Source organism: Rhizobium sp. RM (genome assembly GCF_013390595.1).
Taxonomy (GTDB): domain Bacteria; phylum Pseudomonadota; class Alphaproteobacteria; order Rhizobiales; family Rhizobiaceae; genus Agrobacterium.
Genome location: NZ_JACAWV010000022.1, coordinates 197829 through 224078, shown reverse-complemented (window position 1 = coordinate 224078; position 26250 = coordinate 197829). Strand labels below are relative to the sequence as shown.

25 protein-coding genes and 2 pseudogenes are annotated in these 26250 nt (G+C 60.3%); 7 read left to right on the top strand and 20 right to left on the bottom strand.

Going from position 1 to position 26250, the window contains the following annotated elements; genetic code table 11:
* Positions 1-86 precede the first annotated feature (86 nt).
* Positions 87-860 carry a hypothetical protein gene (locus HWX89_RS17650; RefSeq protein WP_138792444.1) on the bottom strand — a complete coding sequence of 258 codons (774 nt, stop codon included), beginning with the start codon at positions 858-860 and terminating at the stop codon, positions 87-89.
* A 476-nt stretch (positions 861-1336) separates the two neighbouring features.
* Entirely contained in the window at positions 1337-1819 is a 483-nt protein-coding gene (locus HWX89_RS17645) for an Lrp/AsnC family transcriptional regulator (protein WP_138792443.1), read from the bottom strand.
* A 103-nt stretch (positions 1820-1922) separates the two neighbouring features.
* On the opposite strand from HWX89_RS17645, the gene HWX89_RS17640 reads away from it, so the two are divergent.
* The 4 genes from HWX89_RS17640 to HWX89_RS17625 all read left to right on the top strand — a co-directional run bounded on the left by HWX89_RS17640 (position 1923) and on the right by HWX89_RS17625 (position 6091).
* A complete protein-coding gene (locus HWX89_RS17640; RefSeq protein ID WP_138792442.1) occupies positions 1923-3122 on the top strand; it encodes a diaminopropionate ammonia-lyase in 1200 nt (399 codons plus the stop codon).
* Entirely contained in the window at positions 3122-4372 is a 1251-nt protein-coding gene (locus HWX89_RS17635; RefSeq protein ID WP_138792441.1) for a Zn-dependent hydrolase, read from the top strand. Before HWX89_RS17640 ends, HWX89_RS17635 begins: the two co-directional genes overlap by 1 nt.
* Complete coding sequence (locus HWX89_RS17630) at positions 4369-5526, top strand: M20 aminoacylase family protein (protein ID WP_138792440.1); 1158 nt, start codon at positions 4369-4371, stop codon at positions 5524-5526. Before HWX89_RS17635 ends, HWX89_RS17630 begins: the two co-directional genes overlap by 4 nt.
* A 64-nt stretch (positions 5527-5590) precedes the next feature.
* On the top strand, positions 5591-6091 hold the full coding sequence (locus tag HWX89_RS17625; RefSeq protein ID WP_138792439.1) for a GrpB family protein: 501 nt from the start codon (positions 5591-5593) through the stop codon (positions 6089-6091).
* A 21-nt stretch (positions 6092-6112) separates the two neighbouring features.
* On the opposite strand, the gene HWX89_RS17620 is transcribed toward HWX89_RS17625, so the two are convergent.
* The 10 genes and pseudogenes from HWX89_RS17620 to HWX89_RS17575 form a co-directional block, all read right to left on the bottom strand.
* Positions 6113-7666: a hypothetical protein gene (locus HWX89_RS17620; protein WP_138792438.1), complete on the bottom strand. Its 1554-nt coding sequence runs from the start codon at positions 7664-7666 to the stop codon at positions 6113-6115.
* Positions 7667-7766: 100 nt separating this feature from the next.
* A complete protein-coding gene (locus tag HWX89_RS17615; RefSeq protein ID WP_138792437.1) occupies positions 7767-8954 on the bottom strand; it encodes an MFS transporter in 1188 nt (395 codons plus the stop codon).
* A 183-nt stretch (positions 8955-9137) separates the two neighbouring features.
* Positions 9138-9524: a nuclear transport factor 2 family protein gene (locus HWX89_RS17610; protein WP_138792436.1), complete on the bottom strand. Its 387-nt coding sequence runs from the start codon at positions 9522-9524 to the stop codon at positions 9138-9140.
* Positions 9525-9571: 47 nt separating this feature from the next.
* The gene (locus HWX89_RS17605) at positions 9572-10303 is read right to left on the bottom strand and encodes a class I SAM-dependent methyltransferase (RefSeq protein WP_138792435.1); all 732 of its coding nucleotides are present in this window, start codon (positions 10301-10303) and stop codon (positions 9572-9574) included.
* A 150-nt stretch (positions 10304-10453) separates the two neighbouring features.
* Positions 10454-11272 carry a nucleotidyltransferase domain-containing protein gene (locus HWX89_RS17600; protein ID WP_138792434.1) on the bottom strand — a complete coding sequence of 273 codons (819 nt, stop codon included), beginning with the start codon at positions 11270-11272 and terminating at the stop codon, positions 10454-10456.
* Between the two features lie 77 nt (positions 11273-11349).
* Positions 11350-11788: pseudogene (locus HWX89_RS17595) on the bottom strand (acetyltransferase).
* Between the two features lie 19 nt (positions 11789-11807).
* Positions 11808-13006, bottom strand: a pseudogene (locus HWX89_RS17590) (MFS transporter).
* Between the two features lie 48 nt (positions 13007-13054).
* Entirely contained in the window at positions 13055-13711 is a 657-nt protein-coding gene (locus tag HWX89_RS17585; protein ID WP_138792571.1) for a DapH/DapD/GlmU-related protein, read from the bottom strand.
* Positions 13712-13787: 76 nt separating this feature from the next.
* Positions 13788-14525, bottom strand: coding sequence for an SDR family oxidoreductase (locus tag HWX89_RS17580; protein ID WP_138792433.1), 738 nt, complete (start codon positions 14523-14525; stop codon positions 13788-13790).
* A 152-nt stretch (positions 14526-14677) separates the two neighbouring features.
* Positions 14678-15331 (bottom strand): hydrolase, encoded by a 654-nt coding sequence (locus HWX89_RS17575; RefSeq protein ID WP_138792432.1) that lies wholly within the window; start codon positions 15329-15331, stop codon positions 14678-14680.
* A gap of 157 nt (positions 15332-15488) precedes the next feature.
* Between HWX89_RS17575 and HWX89_RS17570 the strand changes: the two genes are divergently transcribed.
* Complete coding sequence (locus HWX89_RS17570) at positions 15489-16370, top strand: LysR family transcriptional regulator (protein WP_178340822.1); 882 nt, start codon at positions 15489-15491, stop codon at positions 16368-16370.
* 5 nt (positions 16371-16375) lie between these two features.
* Here HWX89_RS17570 and HWX89_RS17565 read toward each other — a convergent pair whose 3' ends face one another.
* The 3 genes from HWX89_RS17565 to HWX89_RS17555 form a co-directional block, all read right to left on the bottom strand.
* Positions 16376-17977 carry an EAL domain-containing protein gene (locus HWX89_RS17565; protein WP_138792431.1) on the bottom strand — a complete coding sequence of 534 codons (1602 nt, stop codon included), beginning with the start codon at positions 17975-17977 and terminating at the stop codon, positions 16376-16378.
* A gap of 107 nt (positions 17978-18084) precedes the next feature.
* Complete coding sequence (locus tag HWX89_RS17560; RefSeq protein WP_138792430.1) at positions 18085-18576, bottom strand: P-loop nucleotide/nucleoside kinase family protein; 492 nt, start codon at positions 18574-18576, stop codon at positions 18085-18087.
* 84 nt (positions 18577-18660) lie between these two features.
* Complete coding sequence (locus HWX89_RS17555) at positions 18661-19158, bottom strand: Lrp/AsnC family transcriptional regulator (RefSeq protein WP_178340821.1); 498 nt, start codon at positions 19156-19158, stop codon at positions 18661-18663.
* A gap of 88 nt (positions 19159-19246) precedes the next feature.
* Here HWX89_RS17555 and HWX89_RS17550 point away from each other — a divergent pair, with 88 nt between their 5' ends.
* Positions 19247-20419, top strand: coding sequence for an MFS transporter (locus HWX89_RS17550; RefSeq protein WP_138792428.1), 1173 nt, complete (start codon positions 19247-19249; stop codon positions 20417-20419).
* 48 nt (positions 20420-20467) lie between these two features.
* On the opposite strand, the gene HWX89_RS17545 is transcribed toward HWX89_RS17550, so the two are convergent.
* The 5 genes from HWX89_RS17545 to HWX89_RS17525 are packed head-to-tail and all read right to left on the bottom strand — an operon-like array spanning position 20468 to position 25220.
* On the bottom strand, positions 20468-20857 hold the full coding sequence (locus HWX89_RS17545) for a hypothetical protein (RefSeq protein ID WP_178340820.1): 390 nt from the start codon (positions 20855-20857) through the stop codon (positions 20468-20470).
* Between the two features lies 1 nt (position 20858).
* Positions 20859-21770 carry an FAD:protein FMN transferase gene (locus HWX89_RS17540; protein WP_353505701.1) on the bottom strand — a complete coding sequence of 304 codons (912 nt, stop codon included), beginning with the start codon at positions 21768-21770 and terminating at the stop codon, positions 20859-20861.
* A 10-nt stretch (positions 21771-21780) separates the two neighbouring features.
* Positions 21781-22770, bottom strand: a complete 990-nt coding sequence (locus tag HWX89_RS17535) for an aldo/keto reductase (RefSeq protein ID WP_138792426.1) — start codon at positions 22768-22770, stop codon at positions 21781-21783.
* A 16-nt stretch (positions 22771-22786) separates the two neighbouring features.
* Positions 22787-23770, bottom strand: coding sequence for an aldo/keto reductase (locus HWX89_RS17530; RefSeq protein ID WP_138792425.1), 984 nt, complete (start codon positions 23768-23770; stop codon positions 22787-22789).
* A gap of 16 nt (positions 23771-23786) precedes the next feature.
* Positions 23787-25220 (bottom strand): MFS transporter, encoded by a 1434-nt coding sequence (locus tag HWX89_RS17525; protein WP_138792424.1) that lies wholly within the window; start codon positions 25218-25220, stop codon positions 23787-23789.
* 134 nt (positions 25221-25354) lie between these two features.
* Between HWX89_RS17525 and HWX89_RS17520 the strand changes: the two genes are divergently transcribed.
* Positions 25355-26248 (top strand): LysR family transcriptional regulator, encoded by an 894-nt coding sequence (locus HWX89_RS17520; protein WP_138792423.1) that lies wholly within the window; start codon positions 25355-25357, stop codon positions 26246-26248.
* The last annotated feature ends 2 nt before the right edge of the window (positions 26249-26250 follow it).

The window sequence follows — 26250 nt, the reverse complement described above, 5'->3', positions numbered from 1 at the left end:
GTTCCTTTGTGCAGCAAGTTCGCCCGGTAGGGCCGGATGTCTCGCAATATAAACTGGCCTAGTTACCGTTGACGGTTACTTCACTGCTATTTCCACTTCGCAATCTGCTCTTTGCCCTGAGGAGTGAGCACTGCACTGAGAAATGCACTCGATCGCTCGTGGTCAATTTCCTTACGTCGGGCTTTGATTACGTGATGGGGTTTCGGGCTCGTGCTGATGTCTTCAATCAGTATAAGCCCCACGCCATGTTTGGCACACTCGTCTTTAACCCGGATCTCCTGTTCGGGCGCCGACGCGGTCCAATCATTTGGGCTTATAGGAAATACGACGTAAGCTTTGGTTGCGGCACTTGTATGAGACAGAGCTTCAAAGACGGCGAGAACATTAGATGAGTCCGGCCTCTTGACCTCAAATGTGACGACATCGAACTCATGGCCGATCGTGTACGGAAACTTCTTGTGCGAGACCAGTGTGAGGTCTGGGCGTGTCCACGGCCCAACAATCTTTGCGTTTCGCCGAGCCGTATTCTCAATGATGTACTCAGACGAGCTATAGTTGTTGGCCTGCCAAAGCAGCTTCAGCTGGCGTTCAATCTCGGGGTAATAGCTCTCTTCACCGATGACTGCATCAGCCTGTGTAATGCCCTTTGCTAATCCGATGTACCCCTGCTTCTTGGAAACCAGAAGCTTCTTGGCGTAGCCATACTTCAATGCGGTATCGACGAGTTCGTCGTTATTGTCGCACACATAACGTTTGAGCCAAGTGCGGGTTAGATCTCCCTTGTTGTCTACGAGCTTTTTTACAACTGTGATGAGCAATTCAAGGGTACGAAGAGATGGAGGTGGATTGATTTCGTTCATTCTGATGCGGTCCAATACCTGATTACTGCGTAGCTTTTCACGCCCGGATTAAAAATATCTTCAATACGTGCGCGTTAGTTGATGTGGATTGCCAGTTGAGATGTCATCGCTTGCACAAGTATTTATAACCTGATTGGGAAAACGAGAAGATTTTACGAGGGGGTATTTAAGCTACTTCGGGTAGCAATTTCCCCCCATGGACGCTGTCGGTTTGGCTTCCAGTGCACTCTCGGAAATGTGTATGATCTCACTTTCCCAGAGTTCGCCGCGACCAGAAGGACATAAGCCGGAGCACAGGGGGTGTCCGCAGGGGTATACCCCTCGTGAACATCGATCAGCGCTAAATCTTCGCATACGCGCGGCTTTGATTTTGCCATCAACCATCAACAACAATGGACAGCAGCCTTTCGTACGCCAGCTACCACCTGAGTTAAGAAATCCCGGTCGGAAACAGCGAACTAGACCGACTGATAACCCTACCGCCCCACCACCACCGGCACCTCCAGCCCGGATTTCACCCTGTCCATCGCCACGAAGGTTTTGAAGCGTTTGACGTTGTTGTTTCCGAAGAACAGTTCGCGGGTCAGGGTTTCGTAGCGGGCCATGTCGCTGACCACGAGGACGAGGACGAAGTCTGCTTCGCCGGTGACGTAGTAGCATTGCTGGATTTCGGGGGTGCTGGCGAATTGCTGCTTGGCGGCTTCGATCTGGGCGGCGGTTTCGCTGATGACTTCGACTTCCACGAAAATGGTGATCGGCTGGCCCAGCGCGTCGGGGTCGACCACGGCGACGTTGGCCTTGATGACCCCCATATCAGTCATGCGCTTGATGCGGCGCTGCACGGCGGGCGCGGAGAGGTTGACGGCTTCGCCGATCGTTCTTTGCGGCGTGAGATTGTCTTTCTGCAGGATCGCCAGAATTTTCAGGTCGAAATCGTCAAGTGGCTGTGAACGGCGCATCGGGCGGCTTTCATGAAACAAAATTGCAAATAAGCGCCCGGATATCAGCGCAAATATCGTCGTGAATGCAATATGTTTTCTTCAACCGAGATTGGAGATGGCGATGTTTCTTCGAAATGAAAACCCTGTTTATGGCGCCGCGCTGGATGTAACGGATGCGGAGACGCTTGGCCGTGCGGCGGCAAGCGAGGTGTCGCGTTTCCTGTCTTACCGGGTGGGCCATGCTGCCACACCGCTGGTTTCACTCCCGGCGCTTGCCGCGAAGCTTGGTGTCGGGGCCATCCATATCAAGGATGAGGGGTATCGTCTGGGCCTCAAGAGTTTCAAGGCGCTGGGCGGTTCCTATGCCGTGATCCGGCTGGTGCTGGAAGAAACCTCGCGGCGGCTGGGGCGCACGGTCGATATTGCCGAACTGGATAGCGGCGAGGTTCTGGCCATTGCCAAAACCATGACCTTTGCCTGCGCCACGGATGGAAACCACGGTCGTTCGGTTGCCCAGGGCGCGCAACTGGTGGGCGCCAGTGCGGCAATCTTCGTGCATTCCGGTGTCAGCGATGAGCGCGTTGCGGCCATTGCCCGTTTCGGGGCGGAGATGATCCGCGTTGAGGGCAATTACGACGATTCCGTGCGGCAGGCCGCCCGCGTTGCCGAAGAGCGCGGCTGGACGATCGTGTCCGATACGTCCTGGCCGGGATACGAGCGTATTCCCGGTCTGGTGATGCAGGGTTACACCGCCATCGTCACCGAGGCGCTTGCCGCGCTTGCTGAACCACCGACCCACATCTTCATCCAGTCCGGCGTCGGCGGCATTGCGGCTGCGGTTGCCGGGCATATGGCGGTGCTGTTTGGCGACAGGCGGCCGGTGTTCACGGTGGTTGATCCCGCCCGCGCGGCCTGCCTCTACGCGTCGGCCAAGGCGGGGCATGCGGTTGTCATTCCGCATGGCGAACCCACCGTCATGGCCATGCTGGAGTGCTACGAGCCGTCGCTTGTTGCATGGCGCATTCTCTCGCGGGTGGCCGATGCCTTCATGACTGTCGATGAGGAAGACGCCATCGCCGTCATGCGCCTGCTTGCCAGTCCGTTGCCCGGTGATCCCGCCATCGTCTCGGGGGAAAGCGGCGGCGTCGGTCTTGCCGGTCTCATCAAGGCTGCGCAAGATCCTGCCATCAAAGCGGCGCTCGGTCTGAACGATGCGTCCCGCGTGCTGCTGGTCAACACCGAAGGCGCGACCGATCCGTTGCGCTATCAGGAGATTGTCGGCCAGTCGCCGGACACTGTTCTCGCGGAGGAGAAGGCTTGATGAGCGGCATATCCATTGATCGCCAGCGGCTGCTTGGCCGGTTGAGACAGCTTGGCGATATCGGCCGGGATCAGGAAGGGCGCCTCATTCGCCTTGCCGCGTCAGACAGCGAAAAGGCCGGGCGCGACCAGTTCGTCGCCTGGCTGCGCGAGGCCGGTCTTGAGGTGGCCATCGATCGTATCGGCAACATCTTCGGCATCTGGCGGCCAGAGGCCGGACATGACGCCCGGCCTCTGATGCTGGGATCGCATATCGATACGGTTATCAATGCCGGTATCTACGATGGCTGCTACGGCGTGCTGGCGGGGCTTGAGGTTATCCAGTCGCTTGCGGAAAACGGCTTTGTGCCTGCCATGCCTGTGGTCGTTGCGGCCTTTACCAATGAGGAAGGCGTTCGTTTCGCACCTGACATGCTGGGCTCGCTCGTTCATGCCGGCGGTCTCGGCATCGAGGAAGCGCTGGCAACCATCGGCACGGATGGCGCAATCCTTGGCGATGAGCTTGCCCGCATCGGTTATGCCGGCCCGCATGAGCCCGGTTTCCTGAAGCCGGAAGCCTATATTGAACTGCATATCGAGCAGGGGCCGGTCCTGGAGCGCGAGGGTCTGCCGATTGGCGCGGTGGAAAACCTGCAGGGCATTTCCTGGCAGAAGGTCGTTATTGAAGGCGATGCCAACCATGCCGGCACGACGCCGATGTCCATGCGCCGCGATGCCGGGCTTGCCGCTGCCCGCGTCATCACCTTTCTGCGGGAGCGGGCCGCCGCCTCCAACACGCCCACGGTTGCCACTGTCGGCACCATGGCCTTTGAGCCGAACGCCATCAATGTCATCCCGTCCAGGGCCACCTTCACGGTCGATCTGCGCGACCCGGATGAGCAGCGCCTGAAGGACGAGGAGGCTGCGCTGGCGGCCTTTCTGGCGCGGCTGCAGCAGGAGGAAGAGGTCAGCATAAGCGTGGAGCGGCTGGCGCGTTTCGAGCCTGTGGTGTTCGACAGCGGCATCGTTTCGCTGATCGAGCAGGCTGTCTCCGGTCGGGGACTTTTCTCGCGGCGCATGACATCCGGGGCAGGGCATGATGCGCAGATGATGGCGCGGATTGCCCCTTCGGCCATGATCTTCGTGCCGAGCGTTGGCGGCATCAGCCACAACCCCAGGGAATTTACCGCAGATGACGATCTTGTCGCCGGTGCCAACGTGCTGCTCGATGTCGTCAGATCACTGACAGATACGCAAAAGGTAAAGCCATGAACGGGATTTCTTCGCTTCACGCCGCCATGAAAGAGTGGCGCCAGCACCTGCATGCCAACCCGGAATTCGGCTTTGAGGAACGGGCGACAGCCGCCTTCGTGGCAGCAAAGCTCAGGGAGTTCGGGCTGGATGAGGTGGTGGAGGGTGTCGGCGGTACCGGCGTTGTCGGCACGCTGAAACGCGGCACGGGCAACCGCTCCATTGCGCTGCGCGCCGATATGGATGCGCTGCGCATCACCGAACAAGCCGACCACGCTTACAGATCGCGCAACCCCGGTGTCATGCATGCCTGCGGGCATGATGGCCACACCGCCATGCTCTTGGGTGCGGCCAGACACCTGGCGGAAGAGGGCGATTTTGACGGCACCGTACGCTTTCTCTTCCAGCCGGCCGAGGAATGGGGGCGGGGCGCTCTGGCGATGATCGATGACGGGCTGTTTCAGCGGTTTCCCTTCGATGAAATCTACGGCATTCACAACATGCCCGGTCTTCCCGTCGGTCTGCTGCAAACCCGGCCCGGGGCCATCATGTCGGCGGAGGACAATTTCGAAATCACGCTGTCAGGTGTTGGCGGTCATGCGGCCCGTCCGCATTGGGGCAACGAGGTTCTGGTGGCGGCCTGCGCGCTTGTCACCAACCTGCAGACCATCGTGTCGCGCCGCATCGATCCGGCCGATATCGGCGTCGTCTCCGTGACCGAACTGATTACCGATGGCACGCGCAACGCGCTTCCCGGTCTGGCGCGCATTCTGGGCGATGCCAGAAGCTTCGACCCGAGCGTCAGCGCGCGCATCGAACAGCAGATGCGCACCATCGCCGAGGGAACGGCGCTGACCTACAATGTCACGGCAGAGGTGGCCTACAGCCGCGAGTTCGTGCCGCTGGTCAACGATGCGGCGCTTGCCGGCGAGGTGCTGTCTCTGGCTGAGGATCTCTACGGCAGCGAGAATGTCGATATCGCCGACAAACCGATGACCGGCTCGGAAGACTTCGCCCGTTTTCTGGATAAGGTGCCGGGCTGCTTTGTCTTTCTCGGCAACGGCAAAAACTCCGCGCCGCTGCACAATGCCAGCTACGATTTCAACGACGACGGCCTGATCCACGGCGCCAACTTCCATGTCGGCATCGTTGAGCGGCGGTTGCGACAGGGCTGAAAATGGCTTGATCTCCGCAGACAAAGCCTGTCCAAACGGATGGCGGTGTTTTCAGGGGTTTTCCATGCCGACCTTGGTTGAAATCGTTGCATATGATCCGGACTGGCCGCGAGATTTCGAACGCGCTGCAGCGCGGTTGCGGGCCATGCTCGCCGGCCGGGTCGTGGCGATTGATCATATCGGCAGCACCGCCATTCCCGGGCTTTCGGCAAAGCCCGTCATCGATATCGATGTGACCGTGTCAGGCCCCGGTGACATTGCCGATGCGAGCGCGGTGCTTGTTCAGGCCGGGTTCGAGCCGCGTGGCAATCGCCACGCTGATGATATCTGGGCCTTCCTCGACAGAGATTCCGCGCCGCAGCTCAGGGTCTATCTCTGCCCGCCCGAAAACCGGACCCATCAGGCCCGCATGCTGTTTCGAAACCACCTGCGCCAGAATCCGCAGACGGCTGCCGCCTATGCGGCCTTGAAAACCCGGCTTGCTGCCCGTTTTCCCTATGATGGCGACCGTTACACCTCGGAAAAAACCGCCTTCATCGCCGGGATTGTCGGCAGGGAGACCTGAAGGCGGCACGACCGGTGGCTCTCAAACGCCGCAGGTGGCGCGGTCCACGTAGAGTTGTTTCGACGGTTCGTCGCTATTGCGGATGATGATTGCCCAGATCGTTACGCCGAGACGAAGGGCTGTCTGGAAATGAGGCGCGCTGCACATGCGTTTTTTCGCATCGGCATCAAACCCGGCGGAAATCGGGCCAGACATGAAGAGATATAATATATAGTTTTTGTTCGTGTAACGCGGTGGATGATACGTATATTCAACTCCTTCCAGAAAGTTCACCTTCGCCAGACCTGCGATATAGGCGTCGATCTGTTCATCCAGGGTCTGACATTGAGCCGTGTTGATCCGCACATCCAGAACAGTGTTGTCGTCGCGATTGTGGTAACGGCTCAATATGCTGACGCCCCTGTCAAAGAATTCTCTCCGGATGGCCGGGTCGGTGCAGCGTGTGTAGATTTCGCGGAGCTTCGTTTCCTCGGGTTTTCCCTTGTTGCCCGTTGCGCTTATCACAAGCAGAACGGCGTCAGATTCTGCTTTTACCGCTGTAAGCGTAAGCCCAGGTTCCATGTTCATCGGAGGTTTCAGGCTCATATCGGATACGATTTGCATCGCCTGTCTGTGGGCGAGGGAACGTCCTGTCGTCTGCGCGGCGGTAATTCTCCGTTCAAGCGACTTTCGATCCGCTTTTGCTGCCGTCGCTTCAACTCTGTTCTTGTTCCAGACCTCACACGAAGACCGCGTCAACGTCACGTTTACGATGGGCTGGTCGTTCTTGTCCAAGTAACGGGTTTCGGCAATTCCGGTCCAATCGAAAACCTCTTCGACCTCCGGTGAGTTACAGGCATCGTTAGTTTCGTAAGCTGTGAGCAGATCGGTATCCGCTTCAGCATCGCCGTGAATTTTAATCGTGCGGATAAGGGTTCTGCCTATGACTTTTACGTCGATCAAAGTCCTGTTGTCGTCGATCGGCAAGGGAAGCCTGCCGGCAAAATTCTTGATGATATGCGGTTTGAATGTCTCAAACTGCATTCTCATCGCTTCTTCAGGAGACTGGTGCGGCAATTCATCCATGGCCTGCAGGAAAGGCTTGTACATTGACGGGATGATCAGCGGTCCGCCAACACACAGGGTGAGGCCAAGGGTGAAGAGCCCCGCCGCTTTTATGGGGCCGACACGATCTGGGTTCGGATGGTAAGATGAGGGCGGCAGCAGCAGTTGAAGGTTCAGGTAGGGAATGAACGCGTAAAGCCATCTGTTGCGGGTACCAAACACATCAAGGGACCGCGACGCGGCACAGATACCGGTGATCGCGCCTAAGACCACGATGGCGGCAAAAAATACTGCCACGACGGCAAATGCATAGCCATTCGCCGCTGCGTGAGGCATCAGTGTTCCCAGAAACGACGTTGCTCCCCACAGAAAGAAGATAAGGTTGAGCGACGCGAAATACGCGGCGCGGCCAAGCTTCCACGGGCGTTGTATCAGGGCACCCGCGAACAGGCCTGAAAGCGCCATGATGCCCCATTGCCAGAAGAGCATCGCCAGCATGCTCCATCCCAGCGCAGCCGCGATTGTGTCCATGCCTTTTTCTTTCAATTAAGGGCTGTGATAATAACTTTTTCAAATAAGGGACAAGCAATCAGCTCTTGCTGCCAGCCGTCATCCGATCATCGCCTGGATCTCATAAAGGATCGTCGATTGGCTGTGTGGGCCGCTCCGGGTTGCTTAGAGCCTGACAGGTATCCCAGTCGGCGGAAATCGCAGCGAGCGGTGCGCCTGTTTCCGTAAGGTAGACGTTCCGAAGCGTTAAACCCACGTTCACCTGGAATAGCGGTAATTGACACTCGCCGCTTATGACCTCTGCCTCTACCCCGTCGGGCCAGGCGATGCTCAGTGTGATGTAGCGGGTGAGGGTTTTATCGGCGTAGGACATTCGGATGAGGGTCGACACTTCGTCCATTTTTACCGGTGTTTTTTCAGATGCTGCAATCGCTGTCATTCCGTCATCGACCGCGGTGTTCCATATCTCACAGAGTGAGGTGCTGGCTGTCACCGTATCGAGAGTTTTTCCCGCCTTGTCCTGATAGCTGAACATTGCGGCTGCGCCTGATGAATACAGCGTCTTCAAGTTTTCCGCGTTGCAGAGCGCGTACATGCTGCCATCGCGGATAAGTAGAGCCTGCTGTTCATCGGGGGCCTCGATCTGCAAAACCTGGATCAGGGTTTTGGTGTCAGCTTTGACCGCGACCTTGGTCGCCTTCACCGGAGCGTCTGGAAAGTTGTCGGACCGGGAGGAAATGAGCTGGACGTAGCGTTCGGCGATGAGGCTCTGTTCGTTGTCGTCAGAGGCTGTCTCGGTCGCGTTTCTTTTCTCAATCGTGTCCTTGACACGCATCGACACTAACTGTCCCGCCATCGCAAGAATGAAGCTGAGCAGAATGATGCCAGTCGCTTTCATGCCGCTTGTTCTGGTGCGGTTTTTAGGCTTGGCAAACAGGAGAAAAAGATTGGCGACAGGAATGAACGACAAGATATATCTGTTGCGTGTTCCATATGCATCGAGTGATCGAGCCGCCGCAGTGATGCCAAGAAAGGCACCAATGGGTATGAGAGATCCATAGTAAGCGGCGACAATGAGCGAGAGGTAGCCGTTTTCCGATGCATGTGGCACCGCTAACGACAACACGGAAGTCAGCCCGACCAGAAACGACGAAAATCCGTTAGACAGGACGTATGCAGATCGCCCCATTTTCCAGGGAAGCTGTATCAGGGCGCCCGCCAACAGGCCGGAGACGCTCACAATACCCCAAACTAAAAAGAGCGTCTGCCACGCCCCCATCTGCAGCACGTCATACGCGAATGATTCCATGTCCCGCCCCTCAATTCATGATTGTGGTAACGCTCATTTTGATCGTGCGCAAGCGGGTTGAAAAAGCGCTCGATTGCTCGTTTTTTTCTCTTCCTGGCTCCGCGGTTTGGCCGTGTTGCAAAGGTGAACAGGATGATGATCTCTCCCGCTCCCACATCCATCAAGGACAGCAGAAAATACGCGTCAAACGGGAACTGGCGTTCCCTGATGGAAGATCATCTGCCAGCGACCGTCGATGCGTTTCCAGATGGAGCTTCTCAGCGCCTCGTTGCTCTGCTGGTCCTGCGCCAGCGGGCGGATGCTCTTGTAGGTGACGAGCACCACATCTTCCGACAGTGGTTTTGCGGTAAAGTCGGCGACCTCCAGCGGTGGTGTCGACACCGATCCCTCTTCCTGCGCCAGCGCCTCGATGGTGATCTGCTTGTCGTAGACGCGGCCGGACTTGCCGAACTCGACGAAGTCATCGGCCAGCAGATCGGAGACCGCCTGCGGCGACGATCTGACCTTAGGGCGGTGCAGGCTGGTTTCCAGAGAGAAAAACATCTCGATATCATTCGTATCAAACGACATTGCAGCTCCGGCCGGCATGGAATGGGAGGTGTGGGGCGGGGTGTCCGTCAGGGGCGATGTGCCGCGACCAGCAGCATCATCGGGCGCTCAAGTTCTTCAGCCAGTGAAGGAAACTGCCTGATCTGGTCCGCCGTCGGGGCGAATTCCCTGATTTCGCGGATGGTAAAACCGGTGGCGACAAGGCTGTTCAGCGTCGTTGCCATCGTGCGATGGTATTTGAGAACGCCTTTGGCGAACCAGTCGGTGCGCCGCTCTCCCTCGATCGAATAGCCGTTGACCGGCCAGGTCTTTCGTCCGTCGTCATCGGATATCCATTGCGGCTTATCGACGGCCATGAAGATCGGATGTTCGATGGTGAAGACGAAATCGCCGCCTGAAACGAGTGCGGCATGAACCATGCGAACGAGGCGCTCAAAATCGCTGACATAGTGGAAGGCGAGCGCACTGTAGGCGAGATCAAACGACGCCTTCGGCAATTCAAGCGTTTCGAGATCGGCTCTTTGATAGTCGATTGCAGGGTAGGGCGTGTCGGCGCGTGCCCGCTCGATCATGTTTTCGGAGAGGTCGATGCCAAGCACCGAGGCCGCGCCCTGCTCATGCATCCAGCGCGAGGCCCAGCCGAAACCGCAACCGAGGTCGACGACGCGTTTGCCGGTCAATGACGGCAGCATGGCGCGAATGGCCGGCCATTCCGGCGCACCATCCAGACCCTGCACTTGGCGCGGAAGCTGGCTGTAACCGGCAAAAAACGCCGCGTTGTCGTAAATGTTCTGCGCCATGATCGAACCTCGCATCCGCACTGCCATGACAGGCTGTCACCTGAAAGAGACATGCCCGGCCGCCCGATGACGGCGGCACATGATAGCTGCTTCGCCAGAAGCTTCAAAGACGCAGACAGCCGAGCATCGCTCACCTTAGTGAAGGTTGCGTCATGATGCGGACGACAGCGCATTCCAGTCTGGTGTCGGTCCCAGCGACCTTGCCAGCATCTGCAGGGTGGCCTGCTCGAAGTCGTCGGGCCATGGGAGTTCAAGCTGCTTTGCCAACGCGCGGGCGCGCGGCAGGAATTGCTCGGCGATGGAAAAATTCGCGTCGATGACCGCCTGTCTTTCCGGCTTCGGACACGGCAGACGCAGAAGAGTTTGCATGTCGTCTTCGGGCAAGGCCTTGCTGAGATGCAGCGCTCCGCCACGCCCGGCGACATTGGCCGCTTCCAGCATCAGGCTCACCAGATGATCGCGCAGCATGCCGGCGCCACCGACAGCGGTTACATATTCCCGTCTGCCGACCACGACATTGAGAAGCCCGAGGACGCGGAGAAATTCGCCGATCAGAAACTCCACCTTGCCTGTGTCAGGGGCTTTGACCGGCAGCGTTTCCGGTAACGAGCCATAACGGTCGTCCCTGTCGATCAGCGGACGGACAGTGTTTCGGGCCCGCCCGGTAAAGGATGCTGGCGTCATGACGGAGAGATCGCATCGCAGCCAGTCGGCCGTGATTGCATTGACGAGAACGTTTCCCTGGCCGCGTTGCCGCCAGAAAACGATTGGTGTGATGGACTGCAGGCATTCGCGCCATCTGGTGATCGTTGCGGTCTGCGCGTCGGGCTCGACAAGAGCGATGAAGTCGATATCGCTGTAGCTGTCCTCGGTGCCACGCCCGAAACTTCCACCGAGGAAAAGACCAGCCAGTGCCTTATCGTCGCGAAGCCCGCCAGCAATATGCTCTATGAGTGCCGTCTGCTTCATGCCACCCCTTCCTCCGGAAGCTGCTCGTCAAAGCAGCAGAATAGGGTGTTTTGGCAATGCCGCAATGCGTGCGTGGCTCAGTTCACATAAGCCAGATGAATGAGCGGGTAAGGCCTGCCTTGTCCGTCTAGGGGTGAGCGGCCCGTTTCACGAAATCCCATTTTCTTATAGAAGCCAATGGCCTGATCGTTCTGCTCGTTGACGTCTGTTGTCATATCAGGATGAAGCGAGAGGCCGTGGCGGACGAGTGCGGTGCCAATGCCGTTACCGCTGTGACGCGGATCGACGAACAGCGCTTCCATATGGCCGCTGTCGATCAGCATGAAGGCGAGAGGATGATCGGCCGCATCGACCGCGAGCCAGAGCGGGGCCTGCGGCAGGAAACCGCAGAGCATTTCATCGAGGGCGATACGGTCTTCGGGCAGCAGGGAAACCATGCGTGGCATCAACCGCGCTTCTCCAGATGTCCATGATGCGGTCGCCCTCGCCGGGGCGTGCTGGTCGAATGCTGATCATGATCCACGCCTATACCAGTTCACGCTTGCGTTGTGGATTTTTTCGACACGAGCAGCAGCACCGGCAAAGCGCAGAGCGACAGGACCGCGCCCGTGGTGAATGCGGTGGCGGAGCCGTAGAATTCCCAGAGGAACCCGGCAAGGACATTGCCGATCAGCACGGTGAAGCCGGTCATCAGGTTGAAGGCGCCAAAGGATGTGCCCTTGAGATGCGCCGGGGCGGATTGGGCAATCAGCGTGGCAAGAAGACCTTGCGAGAGCCCCATGTGAAGACCCCAGAGAACAATGCCGAGGAGGAAGACGGGGATCGAGGTCGAAAGCGCCAGCACGGCATAAGCGGCGGCCAGGACGGCAACGCTTGCGGCAAGCAGCCCGTTCGGCCCGATGATATCCGAAAGGCGTCCGGTCGGGTAGGCGGTCAGGCCATAAACGGCGTGCATGATGACCATGGTGATCGGTATCCAGGCGGGCTGGAAACCAGCCTCCTGCGATTTCAACAGCAGGAACGCCTCGCTGAAACGGACGAAGGTGAGGGCGGAGGCGGCGAGGATGACGAGCCATGTCGCACGGCTCAGTCGCAGCATCTCGCCGATCCTTGGAGCCGGGCTTGCCTTGCGTGGTGGCTGGTCGGGTTCGCTCACGCCGAACATCAGCACAAGGACGGAAAGGAAAGCGGGGATGACTGCGATCCAGAAGATGAGCGAGACATTGCCGCTCAGCGCAAACATCAGCCCGATGGCCGCCAAGGGGCCGACAAAACCGCCAACCGTATCGAGTGATTTCCTGAGGCCGAAGGCCGCACCGCGGATTTCCGGTGGCGTGACATCGGCAATCAGCGCATCGCGCGGCGTATGCCCTTGCCAACCCGATCCACGGCCTTGGCGGCAATCACCGCATCAACCGAGGCTGCCAGCGGAAAGACGAGCTTCGAGACCGCGCCCAGCCCGTATCCGATCACGGCCAGCATCTTTCTGTTGCGGGTCCAGTCAGCAATGACACCGGAAAACAGCTTTGTCACAGTGGCGATCGCCACTGAGATGCCCTCGATGAAACCGACGGTGATTGCGGACGCGCCAAGCCCTGACACCAGGTAAAACGGCAGCAATGTCTGCACCATCTCGGATGATATATCCATCAGAAGGCTGACGAGCCCGAGCAGCCAGACGGTTTTCGGGATCGGTGTCGATGTCGCGGCTGTTCTGCTGAAAAGAAATGTCATGGCTGGCCCCCGGCTTGAGGAGCGGGATAGATCGCCGTTTATTCCCGGTCAATCGCCATCCGTCTCCCAGAGGCGGCAGAATTCTTCGATGTCGTCGGTACGAAATTCGCCAGCGCGCGCCACGATCTCGTCGTGCGGCCTGTCCCACCATGCCAGCCGCGCCAGCCGCCCGGCAATCTCGCGGGAAAAGCGCTCGCGGATGAGGCGGGCGGGCACGCCGCCAACAATGGTGTAGGGCGCGACATCGCGTGAGACGACCGCACCGGCGGCGAGAACGGCGCCGTCGCCAACCGTCACGCCCGGCAGCACGATGACGCCGTGGCCGATCCAAACATCGTTGCCGATGGTGACGATGGCGCGTCTTCGATCTTCGAAAAACGCGTGATCGCGGCCGACATCGCTGGAGTAATAATCGGTGCAATAGGTGAAGCGGTGCAGGGAGGGGCGCTGCATGGGATGGTTCGGTGCACCGATCCTGACCGATGCGGCAATGGCGCAGAATTTGCCGATCCGCGCATCTGCCACCGTGCAGTTTTCACCGAGATAGCTGAAATCCCCGAGCGTCGAATATTCGACCCTTGTGGCCTCGAGGATTTCGCAGTGTCTGCCGATGTCGACCTCACGCAGTCCCACAGTCGGGTGGATGAAGGTTTCGGCAAGTTTGGGAGCCGGCCGAGCGTTCGTCTTGTCCGGCGATGTCGTCATCGTCACGATGCAGTCCTGTCCTGGGAGGTCTCGATAGGGCGTCGACTAAACCAGGCGGATGACGATGGTGCGACACTCACTGCATGATGAGGCCGCCATCGACGGCATACTGGCTGCCGGTGACATAGGATGCTTCGGATGAAAGCAGGAACAGGGCAACGGCGGCCGCTTCATCTGCGCTGCCAGCCCGGCCGAGCGGAACCTGATTGACGACGAAATCCTCAAAACCCTGCCGCGCTTCATCCGGCAGAAAGCTGCGGAAGTTGGTTTCGATCGGGCCGGGGACCAGTGTGTTGACCCGGATGCCGCGCGGCGCCAGCGCCGACGCCCAGGAGCGGGCCATGGCGACGACCGCGCCCTTGGTTGCCGCGTAGAGCGCGGTTGCGGCCGCCCCTTCATAGGTCGAGCTGGAAGAGGTGAGCAGAACCGAAGCGCCGGAGACGAGATGCGGCGAAAGTGCTGCAAGCTGCAGCATCGGGCCGCGCACATTGGTCGCCATCATGGCGTCGAAGCCTTCGGCATCAATCTCTTCCGGCAGGCCAAGGGTCGCGAAGGCGGCGTTCAGCCACAGCCCGTCCAGCGGACCGGCCGAGGCCACGGTTTCGGCAAGAGCCGTTGCAGTCGGTTCGGCGGCGTCGTTGCGGAACACCACGGCCTTGTCGGCGAATTCCCGCTCTGCGGCTTTCAGGCGCTGTTCGTTCAGGCCGGTCAGAAGCACTGTCCCGCCTTCGGCAATGATGCGCCTTGCGCCAACCAGTCCCATGCCGCTTGTGCCACCGGTGATCAAGATGCGTTTGCCACTGAATCTGCCCATGGTTCGATCTCCTTATGCACATTTCGTTCTGAAACGGGCCTGTTCTACGCCCGGCAATGCAGCCGGTGCAATGATCGATGATGACGCAGTTCTGCCAGAAGACGATGCGGCAACCGGCGTCGGGGATGGGGTCTCCACCCCCGCGCCGATGATCAGCCAGCCGTGGTCGGGACCGGGGTGTTGAGAAGCTGCTGCTCCCAGAGATAGGCGATGCCGCTGCCTGCCGCATGGTGCTTCAGGATATCCGTCAGTTCCGCGGCGTGTTCGGTGCGTGCCCAGTCGCGCTGCCATTCGGCGGCCAGTGCCAGCCATGTCATCATGTTGGCACCGGCGGCGATCATGCGCTGGATCGCAAGTTCGTGGGCTTCGACGGACACGCTGCCCGAGGCATCGGTAATCACCGTCACATCCCAGCCTTCGCCCAGCGCCTGGATCGTCGGCATGGCAACGCAGATCTCGGTCCACAGACCGGCGATGATGAGCTGTTTGCGTCCGGTTGCCTTGACGGCATCCACCACGGTCTGATCCTGCCAGGTGTTGATGAAGGTACGGTCGATCACCTCCTGACCCGGAAAGACATCGGTGATCTGCGGGAAGATCAGGCCGCCGCGATCGGCGATCACGCTGGTCAGAATGGTAGGGACGCCGAACACCTTTGCGGCTTTTGCCAGCGCCGTCGCGTTGTTGACCACCATCTGCGGCTCGTGGCTGTTCAGGTTGGCAAGCTGGTAGGGTTGATGGTCGATCAGAACCAGAACCGAATCTTCGGGGCGAAGGAGTGAAGCAAGGCCGTTACGAAAGGTCATGAATGCATCCTCTTGCTGTCGTTTTGGGTGTGACGTTCGTTTGCCGACAGGGTTGCGCTGACAGCGGCGCAGCCTGTGGCGCGAACACTGTCATTGCGTTTTTCGCTACGATAGTGCTGACTTGCGACAAGCTGTGTCGCGCAAACCGGAACGCCAGATGGATATCGAAGACCTCAGGACATTCGTGGAAGTTGCCGAAGCCGGCGGTGTTTCACCGGCCGCACGGCGGCTCAACCTGTCGAAATCGATTGTCAGCCGCCGGCTGATCCGGCTGGAGGCGGAACTCGGCATCCAGCTTCTGGCCCGCACGACACGGGGTGCCGCCCTGACCGAGGCCGGGATCACCTTTCGCGATCATGCGGCCAGAGCCTGCGCCGAAATCGATGAAGCCAGAGAAACCATCCTGCCGGCGGGAGAGCTTTGCGGGCGCCTGCGCATTGCCGTGCCGCTTTCCTTCGGCCCGACGCATTTTGCCCCGGTGCTTGCGCAGATGGCGCAGCGCCATCCGCAGCTCAATGTGCACACATCCTACAGCGATCGCTTTGTCGATCTGATTGCAGAGGGTTTCGATTGCGCCATTCGCGTCGGATATCTGGCGGATTCCAACCTGATTGCCAGACGTGTCGGCCCGCTTTACGGCAAGCTGGTCGCCAGCCCCGACTACGTCAGGAAACATGGCGAGCCGAAGACACCGGCCGAAATTGTCGATCATCAGGCGCTGATGCAGGGCACGGAAGCCTGGCAGTTTCTGGATGGAGAGAAGACGATCACGGTCTATCCGCGCGGACGGTTCAAGGCCGACAATGCCGTGGCGCTGACCGCTGCGGCGCTGGCCGGTCTCGGCATCGGCTGGTTGCCGGATGGCATTACCGGCGAACACATCGCCTCCGGTGCGCTGGTGCCGGTCATGACCCGCTATCCGCCGCCGCCGGCCGGCATCTATGTCATCCGCCCGCCGGGGCAGCACCCTTCCAGAAAGGTCCGGGTGCTGACCGAAATGCTGATCGACTGTTTCGAGCACACGCGCAGTGCGGGCTGACGGCCTTAACGTGAATGGCTGAAGTGAACCGGGCGGATGATCTTGGCGCCGCCCTTGATATCGGCGTTGCGCCGCTCGTAGAACGCCATGAAGTCCTCAAAGGGCAGGGCCTTCGAATAGAGCCAGCCTTGCCCATATTGCACCCCGGCCTTGTGCAGAACCGCTTCCTGTTCGGCGGTTTCTATGCCTTCCGCGACCATCTTGAGTTTCAGGCTGTGCGCCATCTCGATGATGTGTGGTGTGACGAGGCTGGTGGCGGCATTGCGACCGAGGGCATCGATGAAGGACTTGTCGATCTTGAGCACCGTCACCGGCAGGCTCTGCAGCATCGACAGGCTGGAATAACCGGTTCCGAAATCGTCGATGGCAATCACATGTCCGGCGTCGCGGGCTCTGGTCAGCGTGGCGCTGGCGGCATCTGCCTGAATGAAGCCGCGCTCCGTCACCTCCAGCCAGATCTGCGATGTCTGGACCTTCATGGTCCGGAGCTGATCGTCGATCTGGGTCAGGAACCGGCCGTCCTCCACATCCTGCGGCGATATGTTGATGGCGACGTGCATGTCGCGGTGTTCGGCAAGCGCATCCTTCATGGTTTCAAGCACGTTGCGCACCATGATTTCGGTGATCTGGCCGATCATGCCGTTCTGCTCGGCAACGGGAATGAAAAGATCGGGCCGGACAGAGGAGCCATCCGGGCGCTGCCAGCGGATCAGGGCTTCGGCCCCGATGCAGCGGCCGGTCGCGAGATCGATGATCGGCTGGTAATGGGCGACGAATTCCTTGCGACGAATGCCGATTGCCAGTTCACCGGCCAGTGACAATCGCTGCCGCGACACCCAGGCAATCAACGCGATGAGGCCGAGCGATATGCCGATGCCAACCGGGATCATTTTCCAGAGTTCGGCGTCGGTGCGCCAGTCCACGACGCTGCGGTTGGAAATGGCGAAGGCGGCAAAGTCCTTGCCACGCCGGGAGGAAAAGACCTGCCTGTCGTTGAAACCGCTGGTTTCCTGGCCGACCAGACGCGAGACAAGCTGCGGATCGGCTGCGCCGGACAGTGCAATCGGCTGGCCATCCAGCGAAGCGATGCCGAGCAGCATGGGCGTGTCGTGCAGCACATCAACCAGCCGTTCGCGTTTCAGAAGCGCGTGGTAATTGCCTTGGCTTACCACGATCATGCCATCGACCGGGTCCGAGAGACCGCCGCCATTGAGGCGGAGCTCATAGCCTTCGGAAAGCGCGATGCTGTCCTCGAACAGCGTTGCCTCGGTGCGGGCCAGCCCCCAGGTGTCGCAGACGAGTTGTCCGTTGTTCGTCACGGCAATCTCATCGACGGAGAGTGCGTCGGTCGTCAGTTTCTGCAGCCGGGCAATATCGTCGGGCGTGCAGGACTGGCGATTTTCCGCTGCAAGCACCTTGAGCACGGCGCGGGCGCGGGCAATGTTGAGGTCGCCGCGCTGCACGGTCCAGTCGGCATAATCGGCCAGATGCCGTCTTTCCAGCGCAAAGGCCCGTTCGCGTGAAATGTAGACTGCGGCGAGCAGCGGCAAAGCTCCGGCGCAAATTGCCAATCCGAATGCAATCGTCAAAACAATGTTTCGCCGCATCTTGGCTTCCTTGAGCGCCGGGCATCACAAGCAATGATGCTCAACTTAAACGTTCAAGGTTGTCAGAACCTTACAATTGCGGTGGTAATTCTCACGGGGACAATCCATCAGAGCAAAGCCATGATCTCAGCCACACTGTCTTCGACCGACAGGCGAAATGTGTCGAGGCTGAGGTCAGTCGACCACGGTTCGAAGCTGCGCGCCTCGATTGCCGCCCATGTGGGCGGTGTCAGGCCTTCGATGGTCGAAGGGCGGGTCTCTGCGCGGTGACGATGGGTGGTCGCATCCGAGCAGCGGATTTCAATCTCGATGTATCGGCGGTCGGTCTCCGTCGCCACCTGCCTGAAGGCCCTGCGGGTGATCTCCGTTGCATTGACGGAATCGACAATCACGGTCCGGCCGAGCCGCAGATTGTCCGCCGCCAGCCGGTAAAGGCCGATGTAGCCGGCCGGTCCGACATCGCATCCGTCCGGCAGGCACGAACGGATCGCCTGCTCCAGCGTATCGACCCTGAGGTAACAGGCGCCGATGCGTGCGGCGAGAGCTTGCGCGATGGTGCTTTTTCCCGAACCGGGCAGGCCGCCCAGAATAATCAGCATGTCACCCTCCCGATCAACCCCGTTCCATCTTCGACGCCATGACGCCATGACGCCATGAGCCCGTGACGCCGTGATGTCTGCCGTTCAGGGGTAGGGCCCACGCTCCAGAAAGGTTGAAAGGGCGATATAACTGCGCACGGAGCGCACCCCTTCGAGGCTTTGAATTTCCATCAGGAAGTTTTCGAGCGATTCCGTATCGACAGCCCGCACCTTGACCAGCACGCAGCCATCGCCCGCCACGGTATGCAGTTCTTCGACCTCGGGCCGTTTGGTGAATTTCAGCAATTCGCGCGTTGCGCTGTAGCTGCTGGTATCGATCACCAGAAAGGTCAGCAGCGAGCGGCCGAGTTTGCAGCCGTCAAGCTGGGCAACCGTGCCCTTGATGACGCCATCGCGCTTCAGACGCTTGACGCGTTCGTGCACGGCGGGGGCGGAGAGATTCACGATCTTGCTGAGTTCGGCGTAGCTGGCGGAGGCATCCTCGGCGAGCACGCCTAATATTTTTCGGTCGATCGCATCGATATCGGCAGGGTGATGGCGTGTTTGCCGAACCGTATCTTTTTCTTCAACTTCAGCTGCCATTTCGGCTTTACCTCCGAATTTCATTCCACCATATGGCCATTAACGCCGAATTTTATTCGGAAGACAATTGCCTATCTGGAGTTTCATCATGCCCTTGGCTCTTCTCGCGCTGGCCGTCGGCGCTTTCGGTATCGGATTGACCGAATTCGTCGTCGCCGGCATCCTGCCGCAGATCGCCCAGGAGTTCGGCGTCGACATACCGACGGCCGGTCTCATGGCTACCACCTATGCGCTGGGTGTGTTTGTCGGCGCACCTGTTCTGACCGTGCTGGGGGCGAAGGTGCCCAGAAAGACGATGCTGATCGGTCTTGCGGTCATCTTAACGCTTGGCAATGTCATCACCGCGATCGCGCCGACCCTGTCGATTGCGCTGACGGGGCGCATCATCACCTCCTTCAACCACGGTGCATTTTTCGGCATCGGTTCCATCATTGCCGCCTCGCTGGTGGCCCCTGACCGGCAGGCGCGTGCGATCGCCTTCATGTTCTCCGGCCTGACGATGGCCAATCTCGTCGGCGTTCCCGCCGCGACATGGCTGGCACAGGTCTATGACTGGCGGCTGGTGTTCTGGCTGTCGGCCGCCATCGGCGTTGTCACCATTGTCAGCGTTGCTTTGCTGGTGCCGCAGATCAAGGCGGGCAAGGCCATTGCCCTGCGCCGCGAGCTGCGTGCCTTCACCGATCCGCAGGTGTTGCTGGCCATGGGCATCACCGTTTTCGGCCCGGCGGCCTTCTTCACCTCGATCACCTATATCGCGCCGATGATGATCGAGGAGGGTGGTTTTTCGGAAGCCGGTGTGGCGCGGCTGATGGTTCTCTTCGGTCTTGGCCTTGCCGTCGGCAACTGGGTGGGCGGGCGTTTTGCCGACCGCTCGCTGTTTGGTACGCTGTTCGTGACGCTTGCCGCACAGGCCGCCATCCTGATGGTGTTCTGGGCCGGCGTTGAAAATGCCGTGGTCGCCTCGGCCTCGGTCTTCCTCATGGCGGCCTTCGGTTTTGCCACGGTTTCGCCGATCCAGAAGCTGGTCATGGACCGCGCCAATGCCGCCGGTGCGCCAACCATCGCCGCTTCGGTCAATATCGGCATGTTCAATCTCGGTAACGCGCTTGGTGCCTGGGCGGGCGGCGCCACCATTGCGGCCGGTTTCGGTCTTGCCTCACCGAACTGGGCAGGCGCTATTCTGTCGCTCATCGCGCTGGCTCTGGCCTTCATCGCACGGCTTGGAGCCGATGCGGAATATGCCCGGGCGGCAGCGGAATAACACCTTTCGCCGAACATCTGTGGCGGCCGGTTTCGACCGGCCGTTGTCTTATCCGGCTTTGCGCGCCGCCTGATCCCTGATCTGCCTGAGAGCCGCGTTGAAGCCTTTCGGCGTGCCGCTGGACCCCGCCAGCTTGCCGACCTTGACCTGATCGATGCGCCTGCCAACCACGACATCGGGCACTGCCGCCGCAAAAGCGCGCTGCAGTTCCAGCGACCTTGGGACATAGGCATGCGGTGTGACCGTGACGGCAGTGATGATGTCGTTTTTCAAGGTGACGCGCACGGTTACGAAAGACGGCTGGCCGCCATATTGGCCGGTCGCTTCATAGTCACCATCGACATATCGGCTGCGGTTCACGCCCTGCGCATCGGCCGCTCCGGCAAGTGTCAGCACGAGAGCCGATGCCATCAGCATGGTTCTGGTCTGGCTGGTCATATCAATGTCCTTTCTCAGTGAAAACTTCGCCATCGAAGTTGTCGGAAACTTCGGCGCGGCCATCGGCGAACAGGCGGACGAAGGAAAAATCGAATGCCTGCCTCAGACGTGCGGCCGGGGCGAAGAACAACGCCTTGGCAAGGCCATCGGCCGTCGCCGCATCAGCCGCCACCGCCCATGTGGCGATGACATCGTGCGTCGGTCGTCCGGTGCGGCCATCGACAACGTGGTGCAGCCCATCGCCCCAGGCGCGACGATTGACCGCCGAGGCGCAGAGTGCGCCATCGGCAAGCGTGGCGATGCCGATAACGCGTGAGGGATCGCGTGGATCTTCCAGCCCGACGGTCACAGGCAGGTTGCCCCGATGCCGCATGTCGCCGCTGCCATCGACAAGGAAATTCTCGATGTCTTTCGATTTCAGCAGGTCGGCGATCAGGTCCACAAGCCGGCCCTTGCCGAGTGCGCCGAGATCGATGGTCAGCGGTCGTCCGGTCGTGAGTGTCGCGCCATGTCTCGTGACATCGCGGTTCCATGCCGGGCGGTTACATGCCGGGCGTTGCAATGCCGGGCAGGGTGCCGTGTCAGAGGTGGAGACAAGCGAATAGCTGCGGTCATACCCCAGCCGCTCGAGATCGGCGCCAACCAGCGGATCGACCGCGCCATCGGTTGCCGTGTGAAGCCGGTCGTAGAGGTCGAACATCACCGCCGCATCAGGCGGAAAGGCAAAGACACCACCGCCTTTGGCAGCGGCGATCTTTGCGATCAGTGAGGTGTCGCGAAAGCGCGAATAGAGCCTGTCGAAGTCTTCCGTCAGCTCAAGCACGCGCTCTCGCATGATGGTCGAAAGCGGTTGCGGCGTGTCGATCTCGAAGCGCGTGCCGATGGCATCGAAGCTGAAACGGCAGTTCGGCACGCCATCCATCTCAGCGGCCCGTCATCTTCATGGCGGCTTCGGGAAGCCGGTCGCCAACCACCTCGATCCTGGACAGCACGGCGTCGATTTCCGTGAGGTCGGCTGCGGTCAGTTGCAGATCGACGCTGCCAAGGTTTTCGTCCAGACGATGCTGTTTGGTGGTGCCGGGGATCGGTACGATCCACGGTTTTTGCGCCAGCAGCCAGGTCAGCGCCACCTGGGCGGGTGTGGCGCGCTTGTTTTCGGCGATGACCGTGATGGCATCGACAAGCGCGAAATTCGCCTTGCGTGCCTCCGGCGTAAAGCGCGGCACGCTGTTGCGGAAGTCGGTCGGGTCGAAGGTGGTGTTCTCATCGATCTTGCCGGTCAGGAAACCGGCGCCAAGCGGGCTGAACGGCACGAAACCGATGCCCAGTTCTTCGAGCGTCGGCAGAAGCTCTGCCTCCGGACCACGCCAGAACAGCGAATATTCGCTCTGCACGGCGGCCACCGGCTGCACGGCATGGGCCTTGCGAATGGTCGCCACACCGGCTTCCGAAAGGCCGAAATGCTTGACCTTGCCTTCGGCAATCAGGTCTTTCACCGCACCGGCGACGTCCTCGATCGGCACGGCCGGATCGACGCGATGCTGGTAAAACAGATCGATACGGTCGGTCTTCAGCCGCTTGAGGCTGGCTTCGGCCACGGCGCGAACATGCTCCGGGCGGCTGTTGGTGCCGCCGCGGCGTTCGCCGGTTTCAAGGTCAATGTCGAAACCGAACTTGGTGGCGATGACCACCCTGTCGCGGATCGGTGACAGGGCTTCGCCCAGCAGCTCTTCATTGCCAAAGGGGCCGTAGGCTTCGGCGGTGTCGAACAGGGTGATGCCCCTGTCATGGGCATGGCGGATCAGCGCGATCATGTCGCCCCGGTCGGCGGCCGGGCCATAGGCCGAACTCATGCTCATGCAGCCAAGGCCGAGGGCGGAGACCTCAAGGTCTCCGATTGTTCTGGTTTTCATGGGGTTTCTCCCGTTGTTATTTGCCGACGCGGGCTTGCAGATGGGCCGGGTAGCGGTCGCCGACGATATCGATCTTCGCCAGCGCGTCGGCGATTTCGGCGGCATCCTGCGCGCTCAGTTCAACAGTCGCGGCACCGAGATTTTCTTCCAGACGGTGCAGCTTGGTGGTGCCGGGGATCGGCACGATCCAGGGTTTGCGGGCCAGAAGCCAGGCGAGGGCGATCTGTGCCGGTGTCACGCCCTTGGCGTCGGCAATCTGCGTCAGGGCTTCCACCAGTGCCGTGTTGGCCTTGAGGTTTTCGGCCTGGAAGCGCGGCACGACGCTGCGGAAATCACCGGGCGCAAAGGTTGCCGAGGCGTCGATCTTGCCGGTCAGGAAACCCTTGCCGAGCGGGCTGAACGGCACGAAGCCGATACCAAGCTCTTCCAGCGTTGGGATGATCTCCTTTTCCGGCTCGCGCCAGAACAGCGAATATTCGCTTTGCAGCGCCGTGACAGGCTGCACCGCATGTGCCCTGCGAATGGTCTGCGCACCGGCCTCGGAAAGACCGAAATGCTTGACCTTGCCTTCGGCAATCAGGTCCTTCACCACGCCCGCCACATCCTCGATCGGCACGTTCGGGTCGACACGATGCTGATAAAGCAGATCGATGACATCGGTGCGCAGGCGCTTCAGCGAGGCCTCGACCGACTGGCGCACGTAATCGGGGCGGCTGTTCATGTGCTGGCCGCCATCCGGGCTCGGCAGTTCGAAACCGAACTTGGTGGCGATGACCACCTTGTCGCGGAACGGCTGCAGCGCTTCGCCAACCAGTTCTTCATTGGTGAAGGGGCCGTAGACCTGCGCGGTGTCGAAGAAGGTCACGCCACGGTCATGGGCGGCGCGGATCAGGGCAATGGCGTCCTTCGTGTCGATCGCTGCGCCATAACCGAAACTGAGGCCCATGCAGCCAAGGCCGAGGGCGGAGACGTTGAGCGTTCCGAGTTTGCGATTTTGCATTTTATTCTCCTTCGGGTCAGGCCGTGCGCTCAGTCGGCACGGCGTTGGAGTTTGCCTGGCGCGAGGCCGCAGGCACGATTGTCAGAAGGGCAATGATCAATGTCAGCACGAGCATAACCGTTCCGGCATCGAAGGCATGGGACACACGGTAGGCCGTCAGGTCAGCGCCGCTGAGGCCAGCAGAACCGATGGCCGCAATGGCGATCAACACGCTGAGGCCGACCGAAGCACCCATCTGGTGGGCGACATTGACCGCGCCGGAGGCTGCACCGGCATCCGCATTGTCCACGCGGGCAACGCCGGATGAGGTGAGCGGGCTCAGCGTCAGACCCTGGCTGATGCCGATCAGCAGCATGGGCATGGCAATCGCCGTCCAGTAGCTGGAGCCGACGCCGGCGCGGCTCAGCCAGGCCATCGCCACGATACCGACTATCATGCCGGCAACAAGCACCGCGTTGCGGCCAAACCGGCGGATCAGGCGCGGCACGATCATGGCAATGGGCACATGCAGGGCTGTGGCCGGAACGAAGGCAATGCCTGTGAGCGCTGGGCGCAGCCCTGCGACTTCCTGCAGATAGAGCGTCGTGAAAAAGAAGAAGCCGACCATTGCGCCGAGGTAGAGAACGCGGGCGCCATAGGCACCGGAACGTTCGATATCCGAAAACAGGCGCAGCGGCAGGATCGGCTGTTTTGCGCGGCGTTCTATGTGCACGAAGGTGGCAAGCAGGACGAGCGACAGGGCAATGATGCCGATGGTCGTGCCGTCCCATCCGGCCTGCGCCGAACGGATGAAACCGTAGACGAGGCCGCTCATGCCCGTGGTCGAGGTCAGCGCACCGGGAATATCGAAGGTGCCGGGCTGTCTGCCGGTTTCCTTGATGTAGACGCGGGCCGCAAGGATCATGGCAATGCCGATCGGCAGGTTGATGAGGAAGCCGACACGCCAGGACAGCCAGTCGGCCAGCAGCCCGCCGACGATCAGGCCGACAGTCGCCGACACACCGGCCGCCGCACTGTAGAGCGAAACGGCGCGAACGCGTTCATCGCCTTCCTCGAAATTGGTTTGCAGCAGGGCAAGCGTGGCGGGCGCGAGAATGGCCGAGCCGAGACCCTGAATGGCTCGCCACGCCAGCATCCAGGCGGCGGATTGCGAGGCGCCGATGGCAAGCGAGGCGAGCGTGAAGATCGCCATGCCGGTGATGAACATGCGGCGACGGCCGAGAATGTCACCGGCGCGTGCACCCAGAAGCAGGAAGCCGCCGAAGGTCAGCGTATAGGCGCTCTGCACCCAGGCAAGGCCGGCATCGGTAAAGCCGAGTTCATGGTGGATTTTCGGAAGTCCGGTCAACACGACCGATATGTCCAGCACGATCATCACGTAGCTGATGAGGATGATGGCGAGGATTGCGGTTTTGTGTTGCGGGGAGGCGGTCAAGTGTCTGTCGGGCATCTTTGTTCCGTTCTGCGCGGGCGCTTGGCCGTCCTCCACGGCAAGGCTGCGGTTTCGATGCTCTGAAGATATTCCTTGCCGACCTTATCGATTAGAGGCAGTAATCAGCATGAGGCTATAAGGACACCTAATAAATGCCGCAGGAAAATTTCAACGATCTGATCGCCTTCGTCACGGTGGCGCGCGAGGAGAGTTTTACCCGCGCAGCCGTCAAGCTCGGTGTCTCGCAATCGGCGCTCAGCCAGACGGTGCGCGGTCTTGAGGAGCGGCTGGGGCTTCGCCTGCTCACCCGAACCACGCGCCGCGTTTCACCGACGGCGGCGGGCGAGCGTCTGTTGCAGACGGCGGGACCGCGCTTCGATGAGATACAGGCGGAGCTGTCTGCGCTCAGTGACATGCGCGACAAACCCGCCGGCACCATTCGCATCACAACCGGCGAACATGCGGCAATCTCGGTGCTTGCGCCCGCGCTTGAAAAATTCATTCCGCAATATCCCGATATCAACGTCGAGATCACCGTCGATTACGGCCTGACGGACATCGTTGCGGAGCGCTATGACGCGGGCGTGCGGCTCGGCGAACAACTGGCCAAGGACATGATCGCGGTCAGGATCGGCCCGGAAATGCGCATGGCTGTGGTCGGTTCGCCCTCCTATTTTCAGCAGAACCTCTGGCCGGAGGTTCCCGAAGATCTGACCAGCCACAATTGCATCCAGATCCGAATGCCGACCTATGGCAACATTCTTGCCTGGGAGTTCGAGAAGGACGGCCACGAACTGAAGGTCCGTGTCGAGGGGCAGCTCGTATTCAACAACATCGCCATGCGGCTCGATGCCGTCAAACGCGGTTTCGGTCTGGCCTATATGCCGGAAGATCTGGTGGAAGAGCACATTGCCAAGGGCGAGCTGATCCGGGTGCTGGAAGACTGGTGCGCGCCGTTTGCGGGCTACCACCTCTATTATCCGAACCGGCGTCATGCCTCGCCAGCCTTCGCGCTGGTGGTCGATGCGCTGCGTTACCGCGGATAGGG